This is a genomic window from Kocuria sp. KSNUG, assembly GCF_049532735.1.
Taxonomy (GTDB): Bacteria; Actinomycetota; Actinomycetes; order Actinomycetales; family Micrococcaceae; genus Kocuria; species Kocuria rhizophila.
This window is the reverse complement of sequence record NZ_CP150981.1, coordinates 67,166-88,000: the sequence shown is the minus strand read 5'-3', so window position 1 is coordinate 88,000 and position 20,835 is coordinate 67,166. Positions and strand designations below refer to the sequence as shown.

At 70.4% G+C, this 20,835-nt stretch carries 18 protein-coding genes, 1 tRNA gene, 1 pseudogene and 1 riboswitch; of the genes and pseudogenes, 11 read left to right on the top strand and 9 right to left on the bottom strand.

All coding sequences use genetic code 11. The annotated features are described in order from the left end of the window. Positions 1-20: 20 nt before the first annotated feature. On the top strand, positions 21-2,078 hold the full coding sequence (locus tag AABM36_RS00395) for an NHL domain-containing thioredoxin family protein (protein WP_423446648.1): 2,058 nt from the start codon (positions 21-23) through the stop codon (positions 2,076-2,078). A gap of 51 nt (positions 2,079-2,129) precedes the next feature. Here the strand turns inward: AABM36_RS00395 and AABM36_RS00390 are convergent, their stop codons facing one another. After that, complete coding sequence (locus AABM36_RS00390) at positions 2,130-3,110, bottom strand: hypothetical protein (protein WP_423446647.1); 981 nt, start codon at positions 3,108-3,110, stop codon at positions 2,130-2,132. A gap of 264 nt (positions 3,111-3,374) precedes the next feature. On the opposite strand from AABM36_RS00390, the gene AABM36_RS00385 reads away from it, so the two are divergent. Then, positions 3,375-4,025, top strand: a complete 651-nt coding sequence (locus tag AABM36_RS00385; protein ID WP_423446646.1) for a hypothetical protein — start codon at positions 3,375-3,377, stop codon at positions 4,023-4,025. Between the two features lie 130 nt (positions 4,026-4,155). Here AABM36_RS00385 and AABM36_RS00380 read toward each other — a convergent pair whose 3' ends face one another. The 7 genes and pseudogenes from AABM36_RS00380 to AABM36_RS00350 form a co-directional block, all read right to left on the bottom strand. Further along, a complete protein-coding gene (locus tag AABM36_RS00380) occupies positions 4,156-5,475 on the bottom strand; it encodes an ABC transporter ATP-binding protein (protein ID WP_423446644.1) in 1,320 nt (439 codons plus the stop codon). Between the two features lie 45 nt (positions 5,476-5,520). Continuing rightward, a complete protein-coding gene (locus AABM36_RS00375) occupies positions 5,521-6,357 on the bottom strand; it encodes a carbohydrate ABC transporter permease (protein WP_423446643.1) in 837 nt (278 codons plus the stop codon). 6 nt (positions 6,358-6,363) lie between these two features. Next, positions 6,364-7,332: a carbohydrate ABC transporter permease gene (locus AABM36_RS00370; RefSeq protein ID WP_423446641.1), complete on the bottom strand. Its 969-nt coding sequence runs from the start codon at positions 7,330-7,332 to the stop codon at positions 6,364-6,366. Then, positions 7,329-8,645 carry an extracellular solute-binding protein gene (locus AABM36_RS00365; RefSeq protein WP_423446639.1) on the bottom strand — a complete coding sequence of 439 codons (1,317 nt, stop codon included), beginning with the start codon at positions 8,643-8,645 and terminating at the stop codon, positions 7,329-7,331. Before AABM36_RS00365 ends, AABM36_RS00370 begins: the two co-directional genes overlap by 4 nt. Before the next feature lie 127 nt (positions 8,646-8,772). Continuing rightward, positions 8,773-9,691: pseudogene (locus AABM36_RS00360) on the bottom strand (AEC family transporter). Positions 9,692-9,860: 169 nt separating this feature from the next. Further along, positions 9,861-10,313, bottom strand: a complete 453-nt coding sequence (gene panD, locus AABM36_RS00355) for an aspartate 1-decarboxylase (protein ID WP_423446637.1) — start codon at positions 10,311-10,313, stop codon at positions 9,861-9,863. Between the two features lie 126 nt (positions 10,314-10,439). Next, positions 10,440-10,510 (bottom strand) — tRNA-Gly (locus AABM36_RS00350). A gap of 149 nt (positions 10,511-10,659) precedes the next feature. Between AABM36_RS00350 and dcd the strand changes: the two genes are divergently transcribed. Next, positions 10,660-11,238 (top strand): dCTP deaminase, encoded by a 579-nt coding sequence (dcd, locus tag AABM36_RS00345; RefSeq protein ID WP_423446635.1) that lies wholly within the window; start codon positions 10,660-10,662, stop codon positions 11,236-11,238. A gap of 4 nt (positions 11,239-11,242) precedes the next feature. Here the strand turns inward: dcd and AABM36_RS00340 are convergent, their stop codons facing one another. Continuing rightward, positions 11,243-12,655, bottom strand: a complete 1,413-nt coding sequence (locus AABM36_RS00340) for an MFS transporter (protein ID WP_423446634.1) — start codon at positions 12,653-12,655, stop codon at positions 11,243-11,245. Between the two features lie 218 nt (positions 12,656-12,873). On the opposite strand from AABM36_RS00340, the gene AABM36_RS00335 reads away from it, so the two are divergent. The 8 genes from AABM36_RS00335 (at position 12,874) to AABM36_RS00300 (ending at position 20,764) form a co-directional block, all read left to right on the top strand. Continuing rightward, complete coding sequence (locus AABM36_RS00335) at positions 12,874-15,975, top strand: Na+/H+ antiporter subunit A (RefSeq protein WP_423446632.1); 3,102 nt, start codon at positions 12,874-12,876, stop codon at positions 15,973-15,975. Continuing rightward, the gene (locus AABM36_RS00330) at positions 15,972-16,502 is read left to right on the top strand and encodes a Na(+)/H(+) antiporter subunit C (protein ID WP_423446630.1); all 531 of its coding nucleotides are present in this window, start codon (positions 15,972-15,974) and stop codon (positions 16,500-16,502) included. Before AABM36_RS00335 ends, AABM36_RS00330 begins: the two co-directional genes overlap by 4 nt. Continuing rightward, a complete protein-coding gene (locus tag AABM36_RS00325) occupies positions 16,492-18,129 on the top strand; it encodes a Na+/H+ antiporter subunit D (protein ID WP_423446629.1) in 1,638 nt (545 codons plus the stop codon). Before AABM36_RS00330 ends, AABM36_RS00325 begins: the two co-directional genes overlap by 11 nt. Beyond that, entirely contained in the window at positions 18,126-18,773 is a 648-nt protein-coding gene (locus tag AABM36_RS00320; protein ID WP_423446628.1) for a Na+/H+ antiporter subunit E, read from the top strand. Before AABM36_RS00325 ends, AABM36_RS00320 begins: the two co-directional genes overlap by 4 nt. Continuing rightward, positions 18,770-19,039 (top strand): monovalent cation/H+ antiporter complex subunit F, encoded by a 270-nt coding sequence (locus tag AABM36_RS00315; RefSeq protein WP_047979122.1) that lies wholly within the window; start codon positions 18,770-18,772, stop codon positions 19,037-19,039. The genes AABM36_RS00320 and AABM36_RS00315 overlap by 4 nt, the downstream gene beginning before the upstream one ends. Continuing rightward, positions 19,036-19,401, top strand: a complete 366-nt coding sequence (gene mnhG, locus AABM36_RS00310) for a monovalent cation/H(+) antiporter subunit G (RefSeq protein ID WP_039102146.1) — start codon at positions 19,036-19,038, stop codon at positions 19,399-19,401. The genes AABM36_RS00315 and mnhG overlap by 4 nt, the downstream gene beginning before the upstream one ends. A gap of 129 nt (positions 19,402-19,530) precedes the next feature. Next, on the top strand, positions 19,531-19,803 hold the full coding sequence (locus tag AABM36_RS00305; protein ID WP_423446627.1) for a DUF4235 domain-containing protein: 273 nt from the start codon (positions 19,531-19,533) through the stop codon (positions 19,801-19,803). 172 nt (positions 19,804-19,975) lie between these two features. Beyond that, a riboswitch (TPP riboswitch) is annotated at positions 19,976-20,082 on the top strand. Positions 20,083-20,140: 58 nt separating this feature from the next. Then, on the top strand, positions 20,141-20,764 hold the full coding sequence (locus AABM36_RS00300) for an ECF transporter S component (RefSeq protein ID WP_423446626.1): 624 nt from the start codon (positions 20,141-20,143) through the stop codon (positions 20,762-20,764). Positions 20,765-20,835 lie beyond the last annotated feature (71 nt).

Genomic DNA, 20,835 nt, shown 5'->3' with positions numbered 1-20,835 from the left:
CCCCTGTGACCGCTGCACGCATGAACACCCCCGTTCGCGCCTCCGAGCTGACGGGCCGCGCCTGGCTCAACACCGGGGGCCAGGAGCTGGACCTGCAGGCGCTGCGCGGGAAGATCGTGATCCTGGACTTCTGGTCCTTCTGCTGCATCAACTGCCTGCACGTGCTGGACGAGCTGCGCCCGCTCGAGGAGAAGCACTCGGACGTGGTGGTGACCGTGGGGGTGCACTCTCCCAAGTTCGAGCACGAGGCGGACCCGGACGCCCTGGCCGCCGCGGTGGACCGCTACGAGATCGCGCACCCCGTGCTGGACGACCCCGAGTTGAGCACGTGGGACGCCTACACCGCACGCGCGTGGCCCACCCTGGTGGTCGTGGACCCCGAGGGGTACATCGTGGCGCACCTCTCCGGCGAGGGCCACGTGTCGGGGCTCGAGTCCCTGGTGGCGGAGCTCGTGGCCGAGCACGAGGCCAAGGGCACGCTGCACCGCGGGGACGGACCCTACGTGCCGCGCCCGCGCCCCGAGGGCGAGCTGCGCTTCCCGGGCAAGGTGGTCGGGCTGCCGGACGGCTCGTTCATGGTGAGCGACACCGGCCACCACCGGCTGGTGCAGCTCGAGTCGGACCTGAGCACGGTGCGCCGTGCGATCGGCGACGGCACGCGCGGCTGGGTGGACGGCCCACGCGAGCTCGCCCGCTTCAACGAGCCCCAGGGCATCGCGACGCTCCCGGCGCACGTCCGCGCCGAGGTGGGCTACGACCTCGTGGTCGCGGACACCGTGAACCACCGGCTGCGCGGTGTGGACCTGGGCTCCGGCTCCGTGCGCACCCTCGCCGGCAACGGCGTGCAGCGGCTGCTCGACGACGCCCGGGCCCGCGGCACGGACCCGAACGTCATCACCGGCACCGATCCCACCGAGGTGGCGCTGTCCTCCCCGTGGGACCTCGTGTGGTCCGACGCCGCCGACACCCTGGTGGTCGCGATGGCCGGAACCCACCAGCTGTTCTCCTTCGACCCCCGCACCGGGGCGCTCGCCGTGCTGGCCGGCACGGGGGACGAGGGCCTGCGGGACGGCGCCGCCCGGGAGTCCTGGTTCGCGCAGCCCTCCGGGCTGGCCCAGGACGCCCACGGGGACCTCTGGGTCGCGGACTCGGAGTCCTCCGCCCTGCGCCGGGTGCGGTGCGCGGTCGGCGACGCCGCGGCGTCGCCCACCGGTTCTGAGACAGCCACGGCTTCCGGCGCACCCACGGCCGTGGGCGATCCGGCCGGATTCTCCGTCGGGGCCGGCGAGGAAGCCCCCGCGGGGACCGACGCCGCGGCGTCGCCGACCGGCTCCGGGGCACCCGCGGCCGTGGACGCCGCCGCCGAGGTGGCGGTGGAGTCCGCCGTGGGGCTGGGGCTCTTCGACTTCGGGTTCCGGGACGGTCCCGCCGCCGAGGCGCGCCTGCAGCACTGCCTGGGGGTGACCGTGCTCCCCGACGGCTCCGTGGCCGTGGCGGACACCTACAACGGCGCTGTGCGCCGCTACGACCCCGCCACCGGTGAGGTCTCCACGCTCACGCGCGGTCTCGCCGAGCCCTCGGATGTGCTGCTGGACACCTCTCACGACGAGCCCGTGCTGGTGGTCGTGGAGACCAACGCGCACCGCCTCGTACGCGTCCCCGTGCCCAAGAAAGCGCAGACCGTGGACGAGGGCGCTGCCCAGGTGCAGCGCAAGCGGACCCCGGTGGCACCCGGTGAGGTGGCGCTCGCGGTGCGCTTCTCCGCCCCGGCGGGCCAGAAGCTCGACACCCGGTGGGGGGACCCCACCCAGCTGAAGGTCTCCTCCTCCCCGGAGGACGCGCTGGTCGAGGGCGGCGGGACGTCCCAGGGCCTGACCCGCACGCTGCGCCTCGCGGACGGTGTCACCGAAGGAGTCCTGCACGTGACCGCCCGCGCGGCCGCGTGCGACGGCTCCCCGGACGGGGAGATCCCAGAGCACGCCGCGTGCCACCTCTACCAGCAGGACTGGGGAATCCCGTTCACCGTGGATCCCGAGGCGCCCGGTGAGCTGACCCTCGAGCTGCGCGGCACGGACTGACCCCGCGGCACCGGCTGCCACCGGGGCACCGGCTGACCCTGCGGCGGGACGCTACTTCGGGGTGACGGTGGCCTGGTCCCCCGTGACCTTCAGGCCCGCGGAGAAGGTGAAGGGCACGTCCTCGGAGACCGTGGACGTCCGCCCGTCGTACAGGTCCACCGCGGTGAACTCGATGTGGGCGGTGCCCCTGCTGTCCGGCAGCGACCACTGGTCCGCGTGCGGTCCGGCCAGGCGCACCTCCGGCCGGGGGTAGTCCCTGATGCTCCAGGACACCTCACCCTGGATCCGGCCCGGGAAGTCGTAGGAGAACGGGCACCCCTCGGGGTAGAGGCTGTCCTGCTCCGCGCACCGGTCCAGGTGCGCGTGGATCTGCTCGTCCACCTGCTGCTTCATCGTCTCGGACGGGACGGCCGTGAGCTCCATGGTGGTGTGCTGGTCCTCGTCGCTGACCGGCACCTCGCGGGGCTCCGCCGTGATCATGGGGGAGCTGTAGGACCCCGTGTAGACCCCGGGGTAGAACACCGCGAAGTCCCGGGAGGAGTCCGGCAGCGCCACGGAGGCGCCGTTGATGTCCACCGCAGTGGAGCCGGGCATGGACACGGTCATGGTGGGCAGCGTGGAGGGGTCGAAGTCCCACACCGTGAAGAACCCCCACTGGGTCTCGGCCGGGTGCAGCGTGAACTCCGAGGAGGCCGGCTCCCCGTCCAGCAGGTAGCTCGCGCGCACCACCGCACGGTCCTTGTCGGAGGAGACGGTGGAGACCTCGACGTCCTCCAGGTGGCTGCCCGCCTCCGCGAGGGCGTCCCCGTCCAGCAGGGCCGCGTTCGAATCCGGCACCTGGGCGTTCAGCAACCCCAGCGCCTTGCCGCCGTCCCCGTCCTGCAGGGCCTGGAAGTACTCGCGGACATCCGTCTCCGGGCCGTACTGGTACTTGTTCACCAGGGCGATCGTGACCGCCGCCGCCGCGACCGACAGCACGATCAGGAAGAACCACGCCCCCACGGCCCTGATGATGCGATCGCTGCGTTCCATGGATCTTCACGTTAGTGGATCACCGGGCCGGGGGCGGACCCGTGTCCCGGACGGCGGGCCCGTGGCTGGACCATGGTGCCGCAGGGCCTCGGCCGGATCCTGTGTCCTCGGACGGCGGGGCGCGTGGCGACGGCAGGGACCGGCCCCGGTGCCCGTCCGCTGAGGTGCCACTAGGCTGGACCGGGCGACGCCGCGGCGTCGCCCCCACCGCAGATCCGTCCCAGGGCGGAGCCCCACACCGAACCGCCAGCGCGGAGGCAGCACATGGCAGAGACCGTCCGACAGGTGCCGCCCCGGTACGGGGAGCCCGAGCACGTGTTCCACCCGCGCATCGGATCCTATGGGCGGCGGGTGCTGGCCGCGTGCCCACCGCTGGCGCTCGTCGGTCTGGCCGTGGCCATGATCTACGTCCGCCGCGCGGGCGGCCTCGCCCTGGTGCTGCTGGTGCTGCTGGCGCTCGTGGGAGCCGTGGCCTGCTACGGCTACCTCCGCCCGGCGCTCGTGGTCCTCACGCAGAGCCACGTGCTGGCGTCCCGGTGGGTGGGATTCCGGGCCGTGGCGCGGGAACGGGTTCCGCAGGTGGTGACCGTGGAGGCGCTGCTCCCGCCGCACGCGGGGGAGGGGCGCTCCCAGGGCCGGCCGCACCTGTGGTTCGTGACCGCCGCAGGACGTTGCGCCCTGTCCCTGGACGGCACGGTGTGGGATGTCAGGACCCTGCAGGAGATCGCCCGGCTCAGCGGCGCCCAGCACGTGAATTTCAGGCGGGCCACCCCCGCTCAGGTCAGCGAGCACTGGCCCCGGCTCGTTTCCTGGTGGGTGCGGTTTCCCCGGGTGCGCTACGCGTTCTCCTCGCTGGCACTCGTGGCCGTGGTGGTCGCCCTCGTGGGGTGGGCGTTCTTCCCGGGCGCGGGGTGATTCTGCGGCGACGCCGTGAGTGGTGCCTGTTGACGAGGCGGTGCCCCAACACCCGCGCACGAGAACGGCCGGTCCCCCGCGGGGGACCGGCCGTTCTCGTGCAGACCGGGCGCTGCCGGACTCGTCGGGGTCAGCGGGCGGCGCTGCTGCCGCCGTCCGTTCCCTGGCCCTCGCGGACGGGAGCACCGGAGGTCGCGGCGGCCCCGTCGCGCTGCCGGGCGCGTGCGATCTCGGACTCGCGCTCCTCGTTGGCCTCGCGGGTCAGCTCCGCTCCGGCCTCGGCGTCGCGCGTGAGGTTCTCGCCCGTCTCGGGGTTGAACACGTGCATGCGGCGGCTGTCCAGCCAGATCTTGGAGTTCGAGCCACCGCGGATGCGGGAGGACGCGTCCAGGGACACGACCACCTGAGCGGGCATCTCGTCCGCGTCCAGCTCCTGGGCCAGCTCGTTGAGCTTGTGCTGGACCGTGTCGTCCTGCTGGTAGTGGATGTAGCCGTACTGCTGGTTGCCCAGCCACTCCGTGTGCGTGAACTCGGCGTCGAACATGGTGCCGTGGCCCACCTTGGCCTCGTCCACGAACTTGGCGTCCTCGAAGTGCTCCGGGCGCAGCCCCAGCAGCACGAGTTCGGGAGCCCCCGAGAGCCTGGCCTGCACACGCTCCGGAACCTCGATGTCACCGATGGGCGTGCGGAACGTCCCGCCCTCGATGCGCGCCGGGATGAAGTTCATGGACGGGGCGCCGATGAACCCTGCCACGAACAGGTTCACGGGCTGTTCGTAGAGCTCGCGCGGGGAGGCGATCTGCTGCAGCTGACCGCGCTTGAGCACGGCCACCCGGTCACCGAGCGTCATGGCCTCGGTCTGGTCGTGGGTCACGTAGATCGACGTGATGCCCATGCGGCGCTGCAGCTGCGCGATCTCCGTGCGCATCTGGCCCCGGAGCTTGGCGTCCAGGTTGGACAGCGGCTCGTCGAAGAGGAACGCGTCCGCGTCGCGCACGATCGCGCGGCCCATGGCCACACGCTGGCGCTGACCGCCCGAGAGGTTCGCGGGCTTGCGCTCGAGGTGCTCGTTGAGGTCCAGGGTCTCCGCGGCCTCGCGCACCTTCCGGTCGATCTCGTCGTTGCTGAACTGGCCCTTGGCCAGGCGCAGCGGGAACGCGATGTTCTCGTACACCGAGAGGTGCGGGTAGAGGGCGTAGTTCTGGAACACCATCGAGAGGTTGCGCTCGCGCGGCTGCCGGTCGTTGACCCGCTCGCCGTTGATCTTCAGGTCCCCGCTGGTGATGTCCTCGAGCCCCACGACCATGCGCAGCAGCGTGGACTTGCCGCAGCCCGAGGGGCCCACGAGGATGAGGAACTCGCCGTCGGCGATGTCGATGGAGATGTCGTTGACCGCAGGGAAGCCGTCGTCGTACTTCTTGACGAGGTGCTCCATGGTGATAGCTGCCATGTTGTGTCAGTCCTTACTGTGTCTGAGCGTGTGGAGGGGCCGGGCTCAGCCCTTGACGGCGCCCTGGGTCAAACCGGAGACGATCTGGCGCTGGAAGGCCAGCACGAGGATCACCACGGGAATCGTCACGATGATCGCCGCGGCCGCGATGGCGCCGGCCGGGTCCTCGAACTGGGACGCACCCGTGAAGAACGCCAGGGCCGCGGGGACCGGGCGGGCCGCCGAGGTGGAGGTCAGTCCGATGCCGTAGACGAAGTCGTTCCACGCGATGAAGAAGGCGATGATGGCGGTGGTGAACACGCCCGGCAGGGTCAGCGGCACGATGACCTTGCGGAAGGCCTGCCACGTGGTGGCGCCGTCCACCTGCGCCGCGCGCTCGAGGTCCCACGGGATCTGCTGGAAGTACGCCGCGAGCGTCCAGATGGAGATCGGCAGCGTCAGCGAGAGGTAGGGGATGATCAGGCCGAGCCAGGTGTCGTAGAGCCCCACCTGGCGCCACAGGTTGAACAGCGGCGTGACGATCGAGATGACCGGGAACATGGAGACCACCAGGGCGGTGGTCAGCACGAGCTTCTTGCCCGGGAAGTCCAGCCGGGCGATGGCGTAGGCGCACAGCGTGGCCAGCACCACGGCGATCAAGGTGGCGATGAGCGAGATGCCGATCGAGTTGCGCAGCGCCGGGAGGAACAGGTCCTTGGCGTCCCCCACGAAGATCTGCTCGTAGTTGTCGGTGACGAACTCCGTGGGCAGGAACTTCCCGGAGTTCAGGTCCGAGGGGGACTTGAAGGACGTCATCAGGATGGACAGCACCGGGAACAGTGCGTAGACCAGCACCACCACGGAGATGACGGCCCAACCGATCTTCTGTTTAGTGCTCAGCATGGCGGGTCACTTCCCCTTCCCAGAGCCACCGGTCAGGTCCACCTTGAAGATCTTGATCGCCACGAGCGCGATGAGCATCACGCACGCGAACAGGATCACCGAGATGGCCGAACCCAGGCCGATTTCCAGACGACCGATGGACGTGCGGTACGCGAGCAGCGAGAGCGTCTCGGTGCCGTACTGTCCCTGGGTCATGATGAAGACGTTGTCGAAGATGCGGAAGGCGTCCAGCGCGCGGAACACCACGGCCACCATGATGGCGGCCTTCATGTTCGGCAGGATCACCCGCACCAGGCGCTGCCACGCGGACGCGCCGTCCACGCGCGCGGCCTCCGTGAGCTCGCCGGGAACCTGCGCCAGCCCGGAGAGCAGCAGCAGGGAGATGAACGGCGTGGTCTTCCAGATCTCCGAGGCCATGATCACGAACAGAGCCGGACCGGCGGAGCCGAACCAGTTGAACTCCGGACCGATCATGGGCAGCCACGAGAGCCAGTTGTTCACGTAGCCGGTGGTGATGTCGAAGGCGTAGAACCATGCGAACGCGGAGACCACGGTGATGATGCCGTAGGGCACCAGGATCGCGGTGCGAAGGAGCCCGCGGGTGGCCTTGACCGCGCTGTGCATCACGAGGGCGAGCGCGAGGCCGAGCACGAGCTCGACCACCACGGTGACCACGGTGATGAGCACGGTGACCCCGAGGTCCCGCCAGAACACGATGTCCGAGAAGACCGTGACGTAGTTGTCCAGGCCCACGAACTCCTTGTCCCCGGGTGCCGTGAGTCGGAAGGAGAACAGGGAGTCCCACAGCGCCTGCACGATCGGGTAGAGCGTGACCAGGAGCATGATGACGAACGCCGGACCGGCGAGCAGCCACCCCAGCTTCCGCTCGGAGCGGGCCCGGTCCGAGAGCTGCGCCTTCTTGCGCGGCTTCCCGGTCCCGGTGGCGCGGGTGCGCGAATCGACCGTGGTGCTCACAGCAGCGCATCTCCCTTCAGGACTTCCTCGATGAATGCGGTGGTCTCACGAGGGGTGTTCTCGTTCACCTCGCTGGGCGGGGTCCAGTGCTGCTGGATCGCGGTGGAGATCTCGTTGTAGTACGGGGTCTGCGGTCGGGGCCTGGCGGCGTCCAGGGACGTGCGGATGGTGTCCGCCATGGGGAACGCCTCCTTGGCCGCGGGGTCGTCGAAGGCCTTGGCGGAGGAGGGCGGGTTGCCGTTGGTGGCGAAGTACTGCGCCTGGTGCTCGGTGGAGACGATGCACTGCACCGCGTCCCACGCGAGGTCCTGGTGCTCGGACGCCGAGCCCACGCCGAGGTTGATTCCACCCAGCGGGGGAGCGGACGGGGTGTCAGCGTCCACACGGGGCCACGTGGTCCACTTGATGTCGTCCACCACGGACTGCTCCAGGGAGCCGTCCTCCACCGCGGCCTTGGACGCGGAGTAGATGAACGGGTAGTTGACCATGAACGAGCCCTTGTCCCCCTGGAACTGGATCATGGAGGCGTTCTCGTCCTGGGTGGCCAGGCCGGGGCCGCCGAGGCCCTCCGTGCCGATGGTCCCGACGATCTCGGCGGCCTTCTGTCCCGCCTCGGAGTCCAGGTTGACCTGTGCGTCCTGACCGGCCTCGCCGTCCGTGACGATCTGGCCGCCGCCGGACTCCACGAGCGCATTGACCCACACGGACATGGACTCGCCGCGGGTGCCCTGCACGCCCAGGTACTTGTCCTGGGTCTGTGCGGCCTTGATGATCTGGTCCCACGTGACCGGCTGGGACATGTCCAGGCCGGCGGCCTTGGCCACCGAGTCCCGGTACCACAGCAGCTGCGTGTTGGCCCAGAACGGGATGGCCACGAGCTCGTCGTTCCACGTGGCACCCTGCAGGGGACCCTCGAGGGTGTCCTTGGTGGTGGCCTCGACGACGTCCTGCGGGGGCTTGGCCAGGAAGCCGGGCTCGGCGAGCTCGGGCACGAAGGGCGGGTCCAGGCTCATGATGTCCATGGAGGTGTCGCCGGCGGCCAGGCGGCGGGCGAGCTGCTCGCGCTGGGATGACGCGTCGCGGGGCAGCAGGGAGGTCTGGATCGTGTACTTCCCGCCGGAGGCCTCGGAGCAGTCCTGCGCGATGACGGCCTGTCCGCCGTCGTCGGGGTTGATGTACCACGTGAGCGTGGGCGGGCCGGCCTCCCCGCCGCTGCACCCCGTGAGCAGCATGGCGGACGCGGCCGCGGCGGCCGCGACACTGCGGACGGTGCGCGGTTTCCCGGCCCTCTGTGAGTGGTGAGTGGACTTCACGGTGGTTCCTCCCCTGGCGAGCACATGTGCTGGGTGATCAGGCCCGTCATCACACGTGTGCCGTGGCCCATCCAGCGTCCGCCCAGTCTACGGGTGGCCCGCGTCACGCCGGGTGTGTGACTCGACGTCAGGAGAGAAAAACTGCGACCGCCGTCATCGTGAGCATGGAGGTCACCGTGGTGAGCAGGACGGTGTCCCGGCACACGGTGGTCGCCCGGTCGTAGCGCACCGCGGCCACGTAGAGGTTCTGGGCGGTGGGGAGGGAGGCCATGACGACCACGGCGTACAGGGCCGGCCCGGTGAGACCCAGCGCCCACGCGAGGGCGAAGGCCAGTGCCGGGTGGACCACCACTTTGGCTCCCGTGGCCAGCAGGGTGTCCACGCGCGCGCCGGGGACGGACAGGGGGCGCGCGCACCAGGGAGATGCCGAACGCGAGCAGCATCGCGGGCACCGCGGCGCCGGCGACGATCCGCACGGGCTCCAGGACCAGGTCGGGGAGGGTGAGACCCGTGGCCGCGCAGAGGATGCCCAGGGCGGAGCCCACGATCAGCGGGTTGGTCACGATGCTCCGCAGCACGGAGGACACCGTGGGGCGCCGCCCGCCCGTCAGGGTGTCCATCGCGGTCAGGTAGAGCGGAGTGTTCAGGGTCAGCTGGAACAGCATCACCGGGGCCACCTGGGAGGCGTCCCCCAGCACGAACATGGCAATCGGGATTCCCAGGTTCGCGGCGTTCACCTGGCCCGCCGCCTGCGAGGCCATGACCACGGTGGAGGCGTCCCGGCGCAGCAGGAAGCGCGACACCAGGCCGTAGCCGAGCATCGTGAGCCACGCGGAGCCGGCCGCCACGAGCAACGGGGCGGAGAACACCTGGTGGACGTCCGCCTCGGACAGGGTGAGGAACAGCAGCGGCGGGGAGCCCACGTAGAACGCGAGCCGTGACAGCACCTGCTGCGCGTCCGCGCCGAGCACGCCCAGGCGCCCGATGCCGTAGCCCAGCCCGATCACGGCCCACACGATGAAGAACCCGGAGAGCACTCCTGTCATGACCGGCGGCTCCTCGGTTCGGGAATGGTGCGTGCAGTGCTCGCCCGCGGGCGGGGTGTCGTGGGGATCTCGGCACCTCGGTGGCGGCCGGGTTCGCGGCGCGCTTCCCGGCGGGGGAACGACGCCGCCCCTGCCCCGCGGTGGCGACGGGCCCGCCCGGCGAGGAGCATCAGGCGCCGGGGACGGCGGCGTCCTCCCGGGCGGCGTCGTGCTCCAGGGCGTGCGGCGGTCGCACCATGTCCCCGACGACGGCGTCCGCGGGGTCCGAGCCCAGGGCCACGATCCTGTTGTGCTCGTCCACGTGCACCACGTGGGGCTCGTAGGTCCGTGCCTCGGCGGTGTCCATGAGTCCGTAGGCGATCAGGATCACCAGGTCGTCGGGGTGCACCAGGTGGGCGGCAGCCCCGTTGATGCCCAGCACCCCGCTGCCGCGCTCGCCCGCGATCGTGTAGGTCTCGAGCCGGGCGCCGTTGGTGATGTCCACGATGGACACGAGCTCGCCGGGGAGGATGTTCGCGGCGTCGAGCAGGTCCTGGTCCACGGTCACGGAACCCACGTAGTGCAGGTCCGCCTGGGTGACGGTGGCCCGGTGGATCTTGCCGGTGAACATGGTGCGCAGCATGGTGGCTCCTGGTGCGGTGAGTGGGATCCGGTGCGCCCCGGGCCGGAAAGGTGCGGGACGGCAGGCCGCCGACGGAAACGCCCCGGGACCTTGGCAGGTACCCGGGGCGTTCACCGATCGGTGCGGAGCGGCTGACGGGAATCGAACCCGCGTATCAGGCTTGGGAAGCGTGCGCTCTACCATTGAGCTACAGCCGCATGGTTCGGAGGGAGCGCTCGGGAGCGGCTCCGGATCGAACGCCCACCACTGTACAACACGTTCGGGTGCGGTGCTGTTTCCCACCCACGTCCTCCGCCGGCACCTCGACGCCCCGGCGAGGATGCGGCCCGTGGACTACCGTGGAGTCGTGCTCATCTCAGACCGCGACATCCGCCGCCACCTGGACTCGGGACGCGTGCGCCTGGAGCCCTGCGACCCCGCCATGATCCAGCCCGCCAGCGTGGACGTGCGCCTGGACCGCTGGTTCCGGCTGTTCGACAACCACAAGTACGCGCACATCGACCCGGAGCAGGAGCAGCCCGAGCTCACCCGCCTGGTGGAGGTGGCCCCGGACGAGCCGTTCGTGCTGCACCCGGGGGAGTTCGTGCTGGGGGCCACCTACGAGAAGGTCACGCTGCCGGAGGACGTGGCCGCGCGTCTCGAGGGCAAGTCCTCGCTGGGGCGGCTGGGGCTGCTCACGCACTCGACGGCCGGGTTCATCGACCCCGGGTTCTCGGGCCACGTGACGCTCGAGCTCTCCAACATGGCCACCCTGCCCATCAAGCTGTGGCCGGGCTCCAAGGTGGGGCAGCTGTGCTTCTTCCAGCTCTCCTCGCCCACCGAGCACCCCTACGGCAGCGGTGCCTACGGCAACCGGTACCAGGGCCAGCGCGGCCCCACGGCGTCCCGCAGCCACGTGAACTTCCACCGCACGGTCATCGAGTAGCCCCTCACACGCGGGCCGTCGTGAGCCCTTCGGGCGGCTTGGGGGTCACCAGCAGCAGGGCCAGCCCCACGGCCACCACGGTGAGGATCCCCAGGATCCCGTAGATCTGCGCGCCCATCAGGGACACGAACAGGCCGAACAGACCCGGGGCCATGAAGCTCACCGCGCGGCCAGTGGTGGCGTAGAGCCCGTAGATCTCCCCGTCCCGCCCCGGGGGGATGAGGCGCCCCAGGTACGTCCGCGACGCCGCCTGGGCCGGACCCACGAACAGGCACAGCGCCAGTCCGCACACCCAGAACGCGGGCTTGCCGTGCCAGAACAGCAGGACGATCCCGGCCGCCATGACGCCCACGAGCGAACCGATGATCACCTTGCGGGGACCCAAGGCGTCGTCGAGCGAGCCGCCCACGAACGCGCCGAGGGCGGCGATCAGATTGGCGGCCACCGCGAAGACGATGACCTCGGTGAGCGAGAAGCCGAACGAGCCGGCCGCGAGCACGCCGCCGAACGTGAAGACACCGGCCAGTCCGTCCCGGTAGACGGCGGAGGAGAGCAGGAAGAACACGGTGCCGCGCGAGACCCGCCACAGCCCGGCGATCGTGGCGAAGAGCTCCCGGTAGGCCCCCACGATCCCGCGCCGGTGCCGCGGCTCGGGCGCGGGGGCGGCGTCGGGCCCTGCAAGACCGCCGAGCGTGGGTGTCGAGGCGGGGGACGGGCCGTGCACCTCGCCGTCGTATGCCCGGAACGGCATGGAGCGCGCCGCGAAGAGCAGGGGCAGGCAGAAGACCAGGATCCACGCGGCGCTGAACAGCGCCACCGCCCGGTAGTTCAGTGCGTCCTCGGTGGGGATGCCCAGAAACCCCGGCGTGACGAAGCCGAAGAGCACGAACCCCAGGGCGAAGATCCCGCCCACGTACCCCGCGCCCCATCCCCAGCCGGAGATCTTGCCCATGCGTGCGGGGCCGGCCAGAGCGGGGAGCATCGCGTTGTAGCCCACGGTGGCGAACTCCTGGGCCACACTGCCCGCGGCCACGAGCGCCACGCCGAGGAACAGGTAGGAGGGCTCCGGCCGGGCGAAGAAGGCCAGAGCGGTGCACGCCACGAGCACCACGGTGTTCCACGTGAGGAACGAGGCGCGGGAGCGGGGGGTGTCGCTGCGCTGGCCCACGATCGGGGCGGTGAGCGCGATCGCGAACCCCGCCACCGTCATGCCGATGCTCAGCACCGTGGACGTGTACTCGGGGCTCCCGAAGGCCGAGCTCGTGAGGTACACCGTGAACACGAACGTGAGCATCACGGAGTTGTAGGCGGAGGCGCCCGTGTCCCAGAGACACCACATCAGCACCCTGGCGCGAGAACCTCCCTCGACGGGTTCCGTGGTGCCGTGCGGGGCCGTGCTCGTGCGCTCAGCGGTCATGGAGCTCACCCTACGGTGCGGTGCGCGTCACGGCCCGCAGCCGGGGCGGGCCGGGGGAGAGATGTTTCCGGGAGTTCACCGGGACCGGGTCGGGGACATGTCAACCACTGGTTTTGTTACGATGAGGTCTCGACGATACTCCCCGCTTCCCCTGCGTGTCTGCTGCGCCTTTCCTGGGAACCGGTGTGCTCCAACAGCGGCGCGAAAGGTGGGACCCCATGATCCCGGTGCTGCTGCTCCACGGAGTCATGGCACTGTTCGCACCCGCGATCCTCAAGCGCACCGGGCGCTCCGGTTTCTACGTGGTGGCCCTCGCGCCCCTGGTGGGCCTCGTGTGGCTGCTGTCCCAGACCTCGCGCGTGTACGGCCCCGAGCACGGCTGGTCCACCACCCTGGAGTGGATCCCCCAGCTGGGGATCACCCTGTCGTTCCGCATGGACGCCCTGGCCTACATGATGTGCCTGCTGGTGCTCGGCGTGGGGGCCCTGGTGCTCGCGTACTGTGCGCGCTACTTCAAGGCGGATGCGCAGGACATCGGCTCGTTCGCCGCGCAGCTCGTGGCGTTCGCCGGCGCCATGTTCGGGCTGGTCACGGCGGACGACCTCATGGTGCTGTTCGTCTTCTGGGAGATCACCTCGGTGCTCTCCTTCCTCCTCATCTCCTACTCCCGCACCAAGCTGGCCGCACGGCGTGCCGCGCTGCAGGCCCTCGTGATCACCACCGCGGGCGGACTGGCCATGCTCGTGGGGCTCATCATGCTGGGGACCGAGGCCGGGACGTTCCGCATCTCGGGTGTGCTCGAGGCGGCCCCGGAGATGCTGGGCTCCACCACCGTGGACGTGGCCGTGGTGCTGGTGCTCGCGGGCGTGGTGACCAAGTCCGCGCTGTTCCCCACGCACTTCTGGCTGCCCGCCGCGATGGCCGCGCCCACTCCGGTCTCCGCCTACCTCCACGCCGCGGCCATGGTGAAGGCGGGCATCTACCTCGTGGCCCGTCTCGCCCCCGGGTTCGCCGAGACGCAGTACTGGCTGCCGCTCACGCTGACCCTGGGGCTCGGCACCATGATCTTCGGCGGCTGGGCGGCGCTGCGGCAGCACGACCTCAAGCTCATCCTGGCCTACGGCACCGTGAGCCAGCTCGGGTTCATCACGGCGGTGGTGTCCTTCGGCACCGCGGACACGGCCATGGCGGGCATGGGCATGGTCATGGCCCACGGCCTGTTCAAGGCCACCCTGTTCCTCGCCGTGGGTGTGATCGACCACCAGGCCGGGACCCGTGACATCCGCAGGCTCTCGGGCGTGGGCCGCATGGCACCCAAGCTGTTCACGGTGTCCGTGATCGGCGCGGCCTCCATGGCGGGGTTCCCGCCCCTGCTCGGCTTCGTGGCCAAGGAGGCCGTGCTCACCGCGTTCTGGGGGGACGTCGCCGAACTCCCCGGTGCGGTGGCCCTGGTCTGCGCCGTGGTCGGCTCCGTGCTCACGGTCGCGTACAGCGCCCGCTTCCTGTGGGGCGGCTTCGCCCGCAAGTCCGCGTCCTTCTCGGATCTCGACGCCGCCCCCGACGGCCAGTCGGTCATCAGCGACTTCACCCCGGCGCCCTGGGCGTTCCTCATGGCCCCCATGGTCCTGGCCGGAGCCACCGTGGTGCTCGGGCTGTTCCCCGCACCCCTCGAAGCCGGGATCGTCCCCTACCAGCAGCTGTTCCCCGACGCCGCCGAGTCCCACGTGCACCTGGTGCTGTGGCACGGGCTGACCCCGGCGCTGGGCTTCTCCGCGTTCATCATCGTGGCCGGGCTGCTGCTGCACAGGGCGCGCGGACCGGTCGCCCGCTTCCAGCGGCGGCTCCCCTCCCTGCCCTCGGGCGACTACGTGTACCGCTGGATCATCAACGTGCTGGACATCGTGGCGGTGTGGCTGACCGGACGCACCCAGCGTGGTTCGCTCATGTTCTACCTGTCCGTGATCCTCGTGACGGCCGTGGTGGTGCCGCTCGTGGCCCTGTTCTGGTTCGAGACCCCGCCCCTCGCGGGCTTCCGCGTGGCGGACTCCCCGGCGCAGCTGGCCACCGGGATCGCCATGGTGGTGGCGGCGCTGCTCGTGCTCACCGCGGGCAAGCGGTTCCTGGCGGTGCTGCTGGTCTCCGTGACGGGCTACGGGCTGGCCCTGCTGTTCGCGCTGCACGGCGCCCCGGACCTCGCCCTCACCCAGATGCTCGTGGAGACGATCTCCCTGGTGGCCTTCGTGCTGGCGCTGCGCTCGCTGCCCGGGCCGCTGTGGAACCGACGCAAGGCCGGGCACCGGGTCTTCCGCGCCGTCTTCGCCGTGGTCTTCGGCCTCTTCATGATGGCGCTCGCCGCCTTCTCCATGTCCTCCCGCACCGCGGAGCGGATCTCCCTGGACATGCCGTCCATGGCATACGAGCAGGGCCACGGTGAGAACGTGGTGAACGTGATCCTCGTGGACATCCGGGCGTGGGACACCATGGGGGAGATCTCCGTGCTCACCGTGGCCGCCACCGGGATCGCCTCCCTGATCTTCGTGAAGGGCCGCGGCGACCGGCTGCGCAGCGAGCGCCACCAGCTGGACACCCGGCGGCTGCAGGCGCTGCGCGGCGCGGACTCCGCGGCCCACTCCACGCAGGCCAGGACCCAGGAGATCGAGGTGGCCCGGCGCTTCTCGTCCCGCCCGGACGCGGACCCGTTCCTGCTGGCCGGACGCACGCTCGCCCCGGAGCGGCGCTCGATCATCTTCGAGGTCGTGGCGCGCCTGCTCTTCCACACGTTCATGCTGGTCTCCCTCTACCTCCTGCTCGCGGGGCACAACGACCCGGGGGGCGGGTTCGCCGGAGGGCTCATGGCCTCCCTGGCCCTGACACTGCGCTACCTGGCCGGCGGCCGGTACGAGCTCGAGCGGGCCACTCCCGTCAACGCGGGGTGGATGCTCGGTGCCGGACTGGCCCTGGCCTCCCTGTACGCCCTGACGCCCCTGTTCTTCGGCGGCGCGGTCATGGAGAGCTACACGTTCGAGTGGGACCTGCCGCTGTTCGGCCACGTGAAGTTCGTGACCGCGCTGATCTTCGACGTGGGCGTGTACCTGATCGTGGTGGGTCTGGTGCTCGACATCCTGCGCTCGCTGGGCGGGCGGATCGACGAGCGCATCGAGCGCTCGGCCGTCGAGGACGGACGCAAGCGCACGGGCGGGGGCTCCCGCATCCGGCTGACCCGCAACGGACCCGTGATGACCGCCACCCGCTCCGAGGACCCGGACGCCCCCGAGGGCTCCATGGTCTCGGGGGACGAGACCTCGGAGGTGCGGCCGTGACCGTCAACCTGACCCTGCTCGTGGTGATGGGAGTGCTGTTCTCCGTGGGGGTGTACCTGCTCCTGGAGCGCTCGCTCACGCGCGTGCTGCTGGGCCTCATGCTGCTGACCAACGGAGCGAACCTGCTGATCCTGCACACCAGTGGGGTGCCGGGCGCGGCACCGCTCTACGACTCGTCCCTGGATCCCTCCGAGTACTCGGACCCGCTGCCCCAGGCCCTCGTGCTGACGTCCATCGTGATCTCCCTGGCCACCACGGCGTTCCTGCTGTCCATGATCTGGCGCTCCTGGATCCTGGCCCGCCGGGACGAGATCCAGGACGACCTCGAGGACCGTCGCGTGGCCCAGCAGTCCTCGTACGACGCCGAGGACGACGACGCCATCCCGCAGGACGCCTCGGAGTTCGCCACCCCGGAGGCCCCCTTCACGCCCTCGCGCCACAACGCCGAGGAGGCCTCGGAGTCACCGGGCCACCACAGGGTGGAGAGGCAGCCACGCACGGACAGGAGGGATCCGCATGAGCACTGACCTGGCGCAGCTGGCACCGCTCGCGGTGCTCATCCCGTTCCTGGGCGCGGCCCTGAACTTCGTGATCGTGCACCGCAACAGGCTCCAGCGCACCGTGACCGTGGGAGCCATGGCACTGACCCTGCTCCTGGACGCCGTCATGCTCGCGGACGTGTGGAACCAGGGTCCGCAGGCCGTGCACCTGGGCGGCTGGGCGGCCCCGTACGGGATCGTCATGGTGGTGGACCAGCTCTCCGCGCTCATGCTCGTGGTGTCGGTGGTCGTGTCCCTCGCGGTGCTCGTCTACGCGGTCAGCGAGGGCGTGGCCGGCGGGGACGACGAGGGCCCCATCTCGATCTTCTACCCCACGTTCCTGCTGCTCGTGGCCGGTGTCTCCAACGCGTTCCTGGCCGGAGACCTGTTCAACCTCTACGTGGGCTTCGAGATCCTCCTGACGGCCTCCTACGTGCTGCTCACCATGGGAGGGACCGCGCAGCGCATCCGGGCGGGCGTGACCTACGTGGTGGTCTCCGTGATCTCCTCGATCCTGTTCCTCATCACCCTGGGGATGATCTACGGGGCCACCGGCACCGTGAACATGGCGGACCTCTCCGTGAAGCTCGCGGACCTCCCGCAGGGCACGCAGCTGCAGCTGCACCTCATGCTGCTGATCGCGTTCGGGGTCAAGGCCGCGGTCTTCCCGCTGTCCTTCTGGCTCCCCGACTCCTACCCCACGGCCTCCGCGCCGGTGACCGCGGTGTTCGCGGGGCTGCTGACCAAGGTGGGCGTCTACTCCATCATCCGCACCGAGACCCTGCTGTTCCCGGACCGGCAGATCAACGGGCTGCTGATGTGGGTGGCCCTGCTGACCATGCTCGTGGGCATCCTGGGCGCGCTGGCCCAGATCGACATCAAGCGCATGCTGTCCTTCACGCTCATCAGCCACATCGGCTACATGATCTTCGGGATCGCCGTGGGCACCCCCCAGGCTCTGGCGGCCGTGGTCTACTACATCGCCCACCACATCGTGATCCAGACGAGCCTGTTCCTGGTGGCGGGGCTCATCGAGCGCCGCGGCGGGTCCACCAACGTGGACCGCCTCGCGGGGATGCTGCGGATCTCGCCGCTCCTGGGAGTGCTGTACCTCATCCCAGCTCTGAATCTGGGTGGCATCCCGCCGTTCTCCGGCTTCCTGGGCAAGGTGGGGCTGCTCGAGGCGGGCATCGCGAGCGGCACCTGGCTGGACTACCTGCTGGTGGGCGTGTCCGTGCTCGTCTCGCTGCTCACGCTGCTCGTGCTGATCCGGGTGTGGAACCGCGTGTTCCTGCGCCGCGTGGAGGATGCCGAGTACCCGGATCCCGTGCTGCGGGCCACCACGGCCCAGGGGCACCACCCGCGCAACTCGCGCGTGGTCACCGGGAACCCGGGCAGCATGCTGTCCGGCGGGTCGGACGTGGTGCTGCTGCCCAGGACCATGGTGGGGGCCACCACCGCTCTCGTGGTGGTGGGGGTCGCGCTCACGGTCTTCGCGGGTCCGCTGTTCGACCTTGCGGGCAGCGCCGCGGACAACCTGGTGCACCCGGACCGCTACGTCGACGCCGTGCTGGCCCCCGTGGGCGAGGGCGGCGTGAGCGAGGAGGCACCATGAGCACGTCCGCCGTCCGGCGCCAGGCCCGCAACTCCCTGCGGGCCGAGCTGCCGCTGATCCTGTGGCTCGTGGTGGTGTGGGGAGCACTGTGGGGCGACTGGAGCCCCGGCAACCTCATCTTCGGGCTGCTGCTGGCCCTGCTGGTCACACGCACACTGGTGCTGCCCCCGGTCCGGCTGTCCGGTCGCTTCAACGTGCTGCACTTCGCCCTGTTCGTGGTCACGTTCGTGTGGCAGGTGGCCAGGGCCAGCATCCACGTGTTCCGGGTGGCGCTCGTGCAGGGACCGCGCGTGCACAACGCGGTGCTGCGGGTGCCGCTGCGGCAGAACAACGATCTGCTGATGACCGCCGTGGGGCACACCATGGCGCTGATCCCGGGGTCGCTCGTGGTCGAGGTGGACCGGGGGAACGGCATCCTCTACTTCCACGTGCTGGACATCGCCACGCCGGAGCAGGCCGAGGCGTTCCGCCGTTCGGTGCTGGACATCGAGGCGGCCTGGATCCGGATCATGGGCTCGCGGGAGGACCTGGCACTGCTGCCGGTCAAGGGGGACCCGGACCGCACGGAGGCCACGGGAGCCGTCGAGTCCCCCACCGAAGACATGGACGAGGCCGGGAGCGGGCCCGGAGAGGAGCGGTCATGACCCTGTTCGACGTCGCCGTGTGGGTGTGCGGCGTGATCCTCGCGCTCGCCGCCGCGGGCACCATCTACCGCCTGGCCAAGGGGCCGTCCCTGCTGGACCGGGTGATCGCCACGGACGTGCTCCTGGCCATCGTGGGCGCCGCGCTGGCCGTGGAGATGGTGTACCACCGCCACACGGACAACCTGGTGCTGCTCGTGATCGTCTCCCTCGTGGGATTCCTGGGCTCGGTCACGGTGGCGCGCAACGTGGGGCTGGACCGCTCATGAACTGGCACACGGTGACGGACGTGGCGGCAGTGGTGTGCCTGGTCGCGGGGACGTTCATGTCGCTCGCGGCCGCGGTGGGCCTCGTGCGCTTCCCCGATCTGCTCTCCCGCATGCACGCGGGCACCAAGCCCCAGGTCTTCGGGCTGCTCCTGCTGCTCACCGCGCTCGCGCTCGCCAGCGGGGAGCCCCGGATGATTCCCCTGCTGGTCCTCGCGTGGATCTTCCAGCTGCTGACGGTCCCGGTCTCCGCGCACATGGTGGGCCGTGCGGCCTACCGGTCCAAGCACCTGCACGAGGAGAACCTCGTGGCGGACGAGCTGCGCGACGTCGTGGCCCGGGCCGGCGAGGACCGCCCCGACTGACGACACACGGAGCGGCGCCACCCGGGCAGGTGGCGCCACCCCGGCGCACGGGTTCGTATGCTGGGGTGGGAGCACGACGCCGTCGGCCACCACGCGCCGGCGGCACTTTCGAGAACCGAGGAGATTCCCATGAACAAGGCGATGGACATTTTCGGCACGGTGGCCTCCCTGGGCGGCGTGGCCGTGGCCAACAAGGCCATGACCGTGGCGTGGAAGCAGATCACGGGCAACGAGCCCCCCGCCAAGAACCCGGACGAGGACGAGGCCTGGCGCGACATCATCATCTGGGCCGTGATCACCGGTGTGGTGGCCACGGTCATCAAGGTGGGCATCTCCCGCCAGGTGGCCAAGATGCAGTCCGACGACAACGACTCCACGAAGTCCTCGCAGGCCGAGATCTGAGTCCTGCTCCGGCGGCACTCCCGCTGCTGAGGGTCATGCGCCACGCGGTGCGCCCTCACGGCGGGAGTGTGCCGGGACCGGGGTGCGGCGCACGGCGTTCACCTCTCACCACGGCGGTCGGCCGGGGCGCTCCAGGCGCCCCGGCCGACCGCCGTGGTGGTCTAGACTGGTGGCTCAACGACAGGGGAGCGCCACCGCGGCGCTGAGAGTGCGCGTGAGCGCAGACCCTCGAACCTGATCCGGTTCATACCGGCGCTAGGGAGTCGAGCATCTCAAGAGCCCGTCCGCCACGGTGCGCGGGGCTCTTCCCCTCCTGGAACCTTCAGGAGGAATTCCCATGACACAGCTCAGCAGCACCCCCACCGGAACCGCACGGGGCACCGCCCGCCCACAGTCCTGGCGGGTCGTGGACATCGTGGTGGCGGCGGTTCTGGCCGCCGCGTGCGCGGTGATCTTCTGGATGTGGTCCAACCTGCTGTACCCCGTGGTCGCCACGGCCTCGGTGGCGTATCCGCCCTCGGCGGGGCTGATCTCGGGCGGCTGGCTCGTGGCGGGCACCCTGGGGGCGCTCATCATCCGCAAGCCCGGCGCGGCCCTGTTCTGCGAGCTGCTCGCGGCAGTGCTGGAGGGCTTCCTGGGAACCCACTTCGGGTGGACCGTGGTGATCTCCGGGCTCATCCAGGGCCTCGGCGTGGAGCTCGTGTTCCTCCTGACCGGCTACCGACGCTTCGGCCTGGCCGTGGCCACGGCGGCCGGTGCGCTCTCGGGACTGTTCCTCGGGGTGAGCGAGAACATCATGTACAACTACGAGTGGGCCCTGGACCAGAAGGTCGTCTACGCCGCGCTCACCACTCTTTCCGGCGCGGTGATCGCCGGCGCCCTGATGTGGCTCGTGGTGCGGGCGCTGCAGGCCACCGGGGTGCTCGGGGCGCTGGCCTCCGGCGCCACGCGCCGTCGATGACGGAACCGACGGCACCCGGGGACACCACGGAACCCAGGGACTCCGCAGAACCGGTGGACGCGGCGGAATCC

Coding starts and splice junctions, on each gene's coding strand:
- AABM36_RS00395 (WP_423446648.1), top strand. CDS start 21: ATGAACACCCCCGTTCGCGCCTCCGAGCTGACGGGCCGCGCCTGGCTC.
- AABM36_RS00390 (WP_423446647.1), bottom strand. CDS start 3,110: ATGGAACGCAGCGATCGCATCATCAGGGCCGTGGGGGCGTGGTTCTTC.
- AABM36_RS00385 (WP_423446646.1), top strand. CDS start 3,375: ATGGCAGAGACCGTCCGACAGGTGCCGCCCCGGTACGGGGAGCCCGAG.
- AABM36_RS00380 (WP_423446644.1), bottom strand. CDS start 5,475: ATGGCAGCTATCACCATGGAGCACCTCGTCAAGAAGTACGACGACGGC.
- AABM36_RS00375 (WP_423446643.1), bottom strand. CDS start 6,357: ATGCTGAGCACTAAACAGAAGATCGGTTGGGCCGTCATCTCCGTGGTG.
- panD (WP_423446637.1), bottom strand. CDS start 10,313: ATGCTGCGCACCATGTTCACCGGCAAGATCCACCGGGCCACCGTCACC.
- AABM36_RS00340 (WP_423446634.1), bottom strand. CDS start 12,655: ATGACCGCTGAGCGCACGAGCACGGCCCCGCACGGCACCACGGAACCC.
- AABM36_RS00335 (WP_423446632.1), top strand. CDS start 12,874: ATGATCCCGGTGCTGCTGCTCCACGGAGTCATGGCACTGTTCGCACCC.
- AABM36_RS00325 (WP_423446629.1), top strand. CDS start 16,492: ATGAGCACTGACCTGGCGCAGCTGGCACCGCTCGCGGTGCTCATCCCG.
- AABM36_RS00320 (WP_423446628.1), top strand. CDS start 18,126: ATGAGCACGTCCGCCGTCCGGCGCCAGGCCCGCAACTCCCTGCGGGCC.
- AABM36_RS00315 (WP_047979122.1), top strand. CDS start 18,770: ATGACCCTGTTCGACGTCGCCGTGTGGGTGTGCGGCGTGATCCTCGCG.
- mnhG (WP_039102146.1), top strand. CDS start 19,036: ATGAACTGGCACACGGTGACGGACGTGGCGGCAGTGGTGTGCCTGGTC.
- AABM36_RS00305 (WP_423446627.1), top strand. CDS start 19,531: ATGAACAAGGCGATGGACATTTTCGGCACGGTGGCCTCCCTGGGCGGC.
- AABM36_RS00300 (WP_423446626.1), top strand. CDS start 20,141: ATGACACAGCTCAGCAGCACCCCCACCGGAACCGCACGGGGCACCGCC.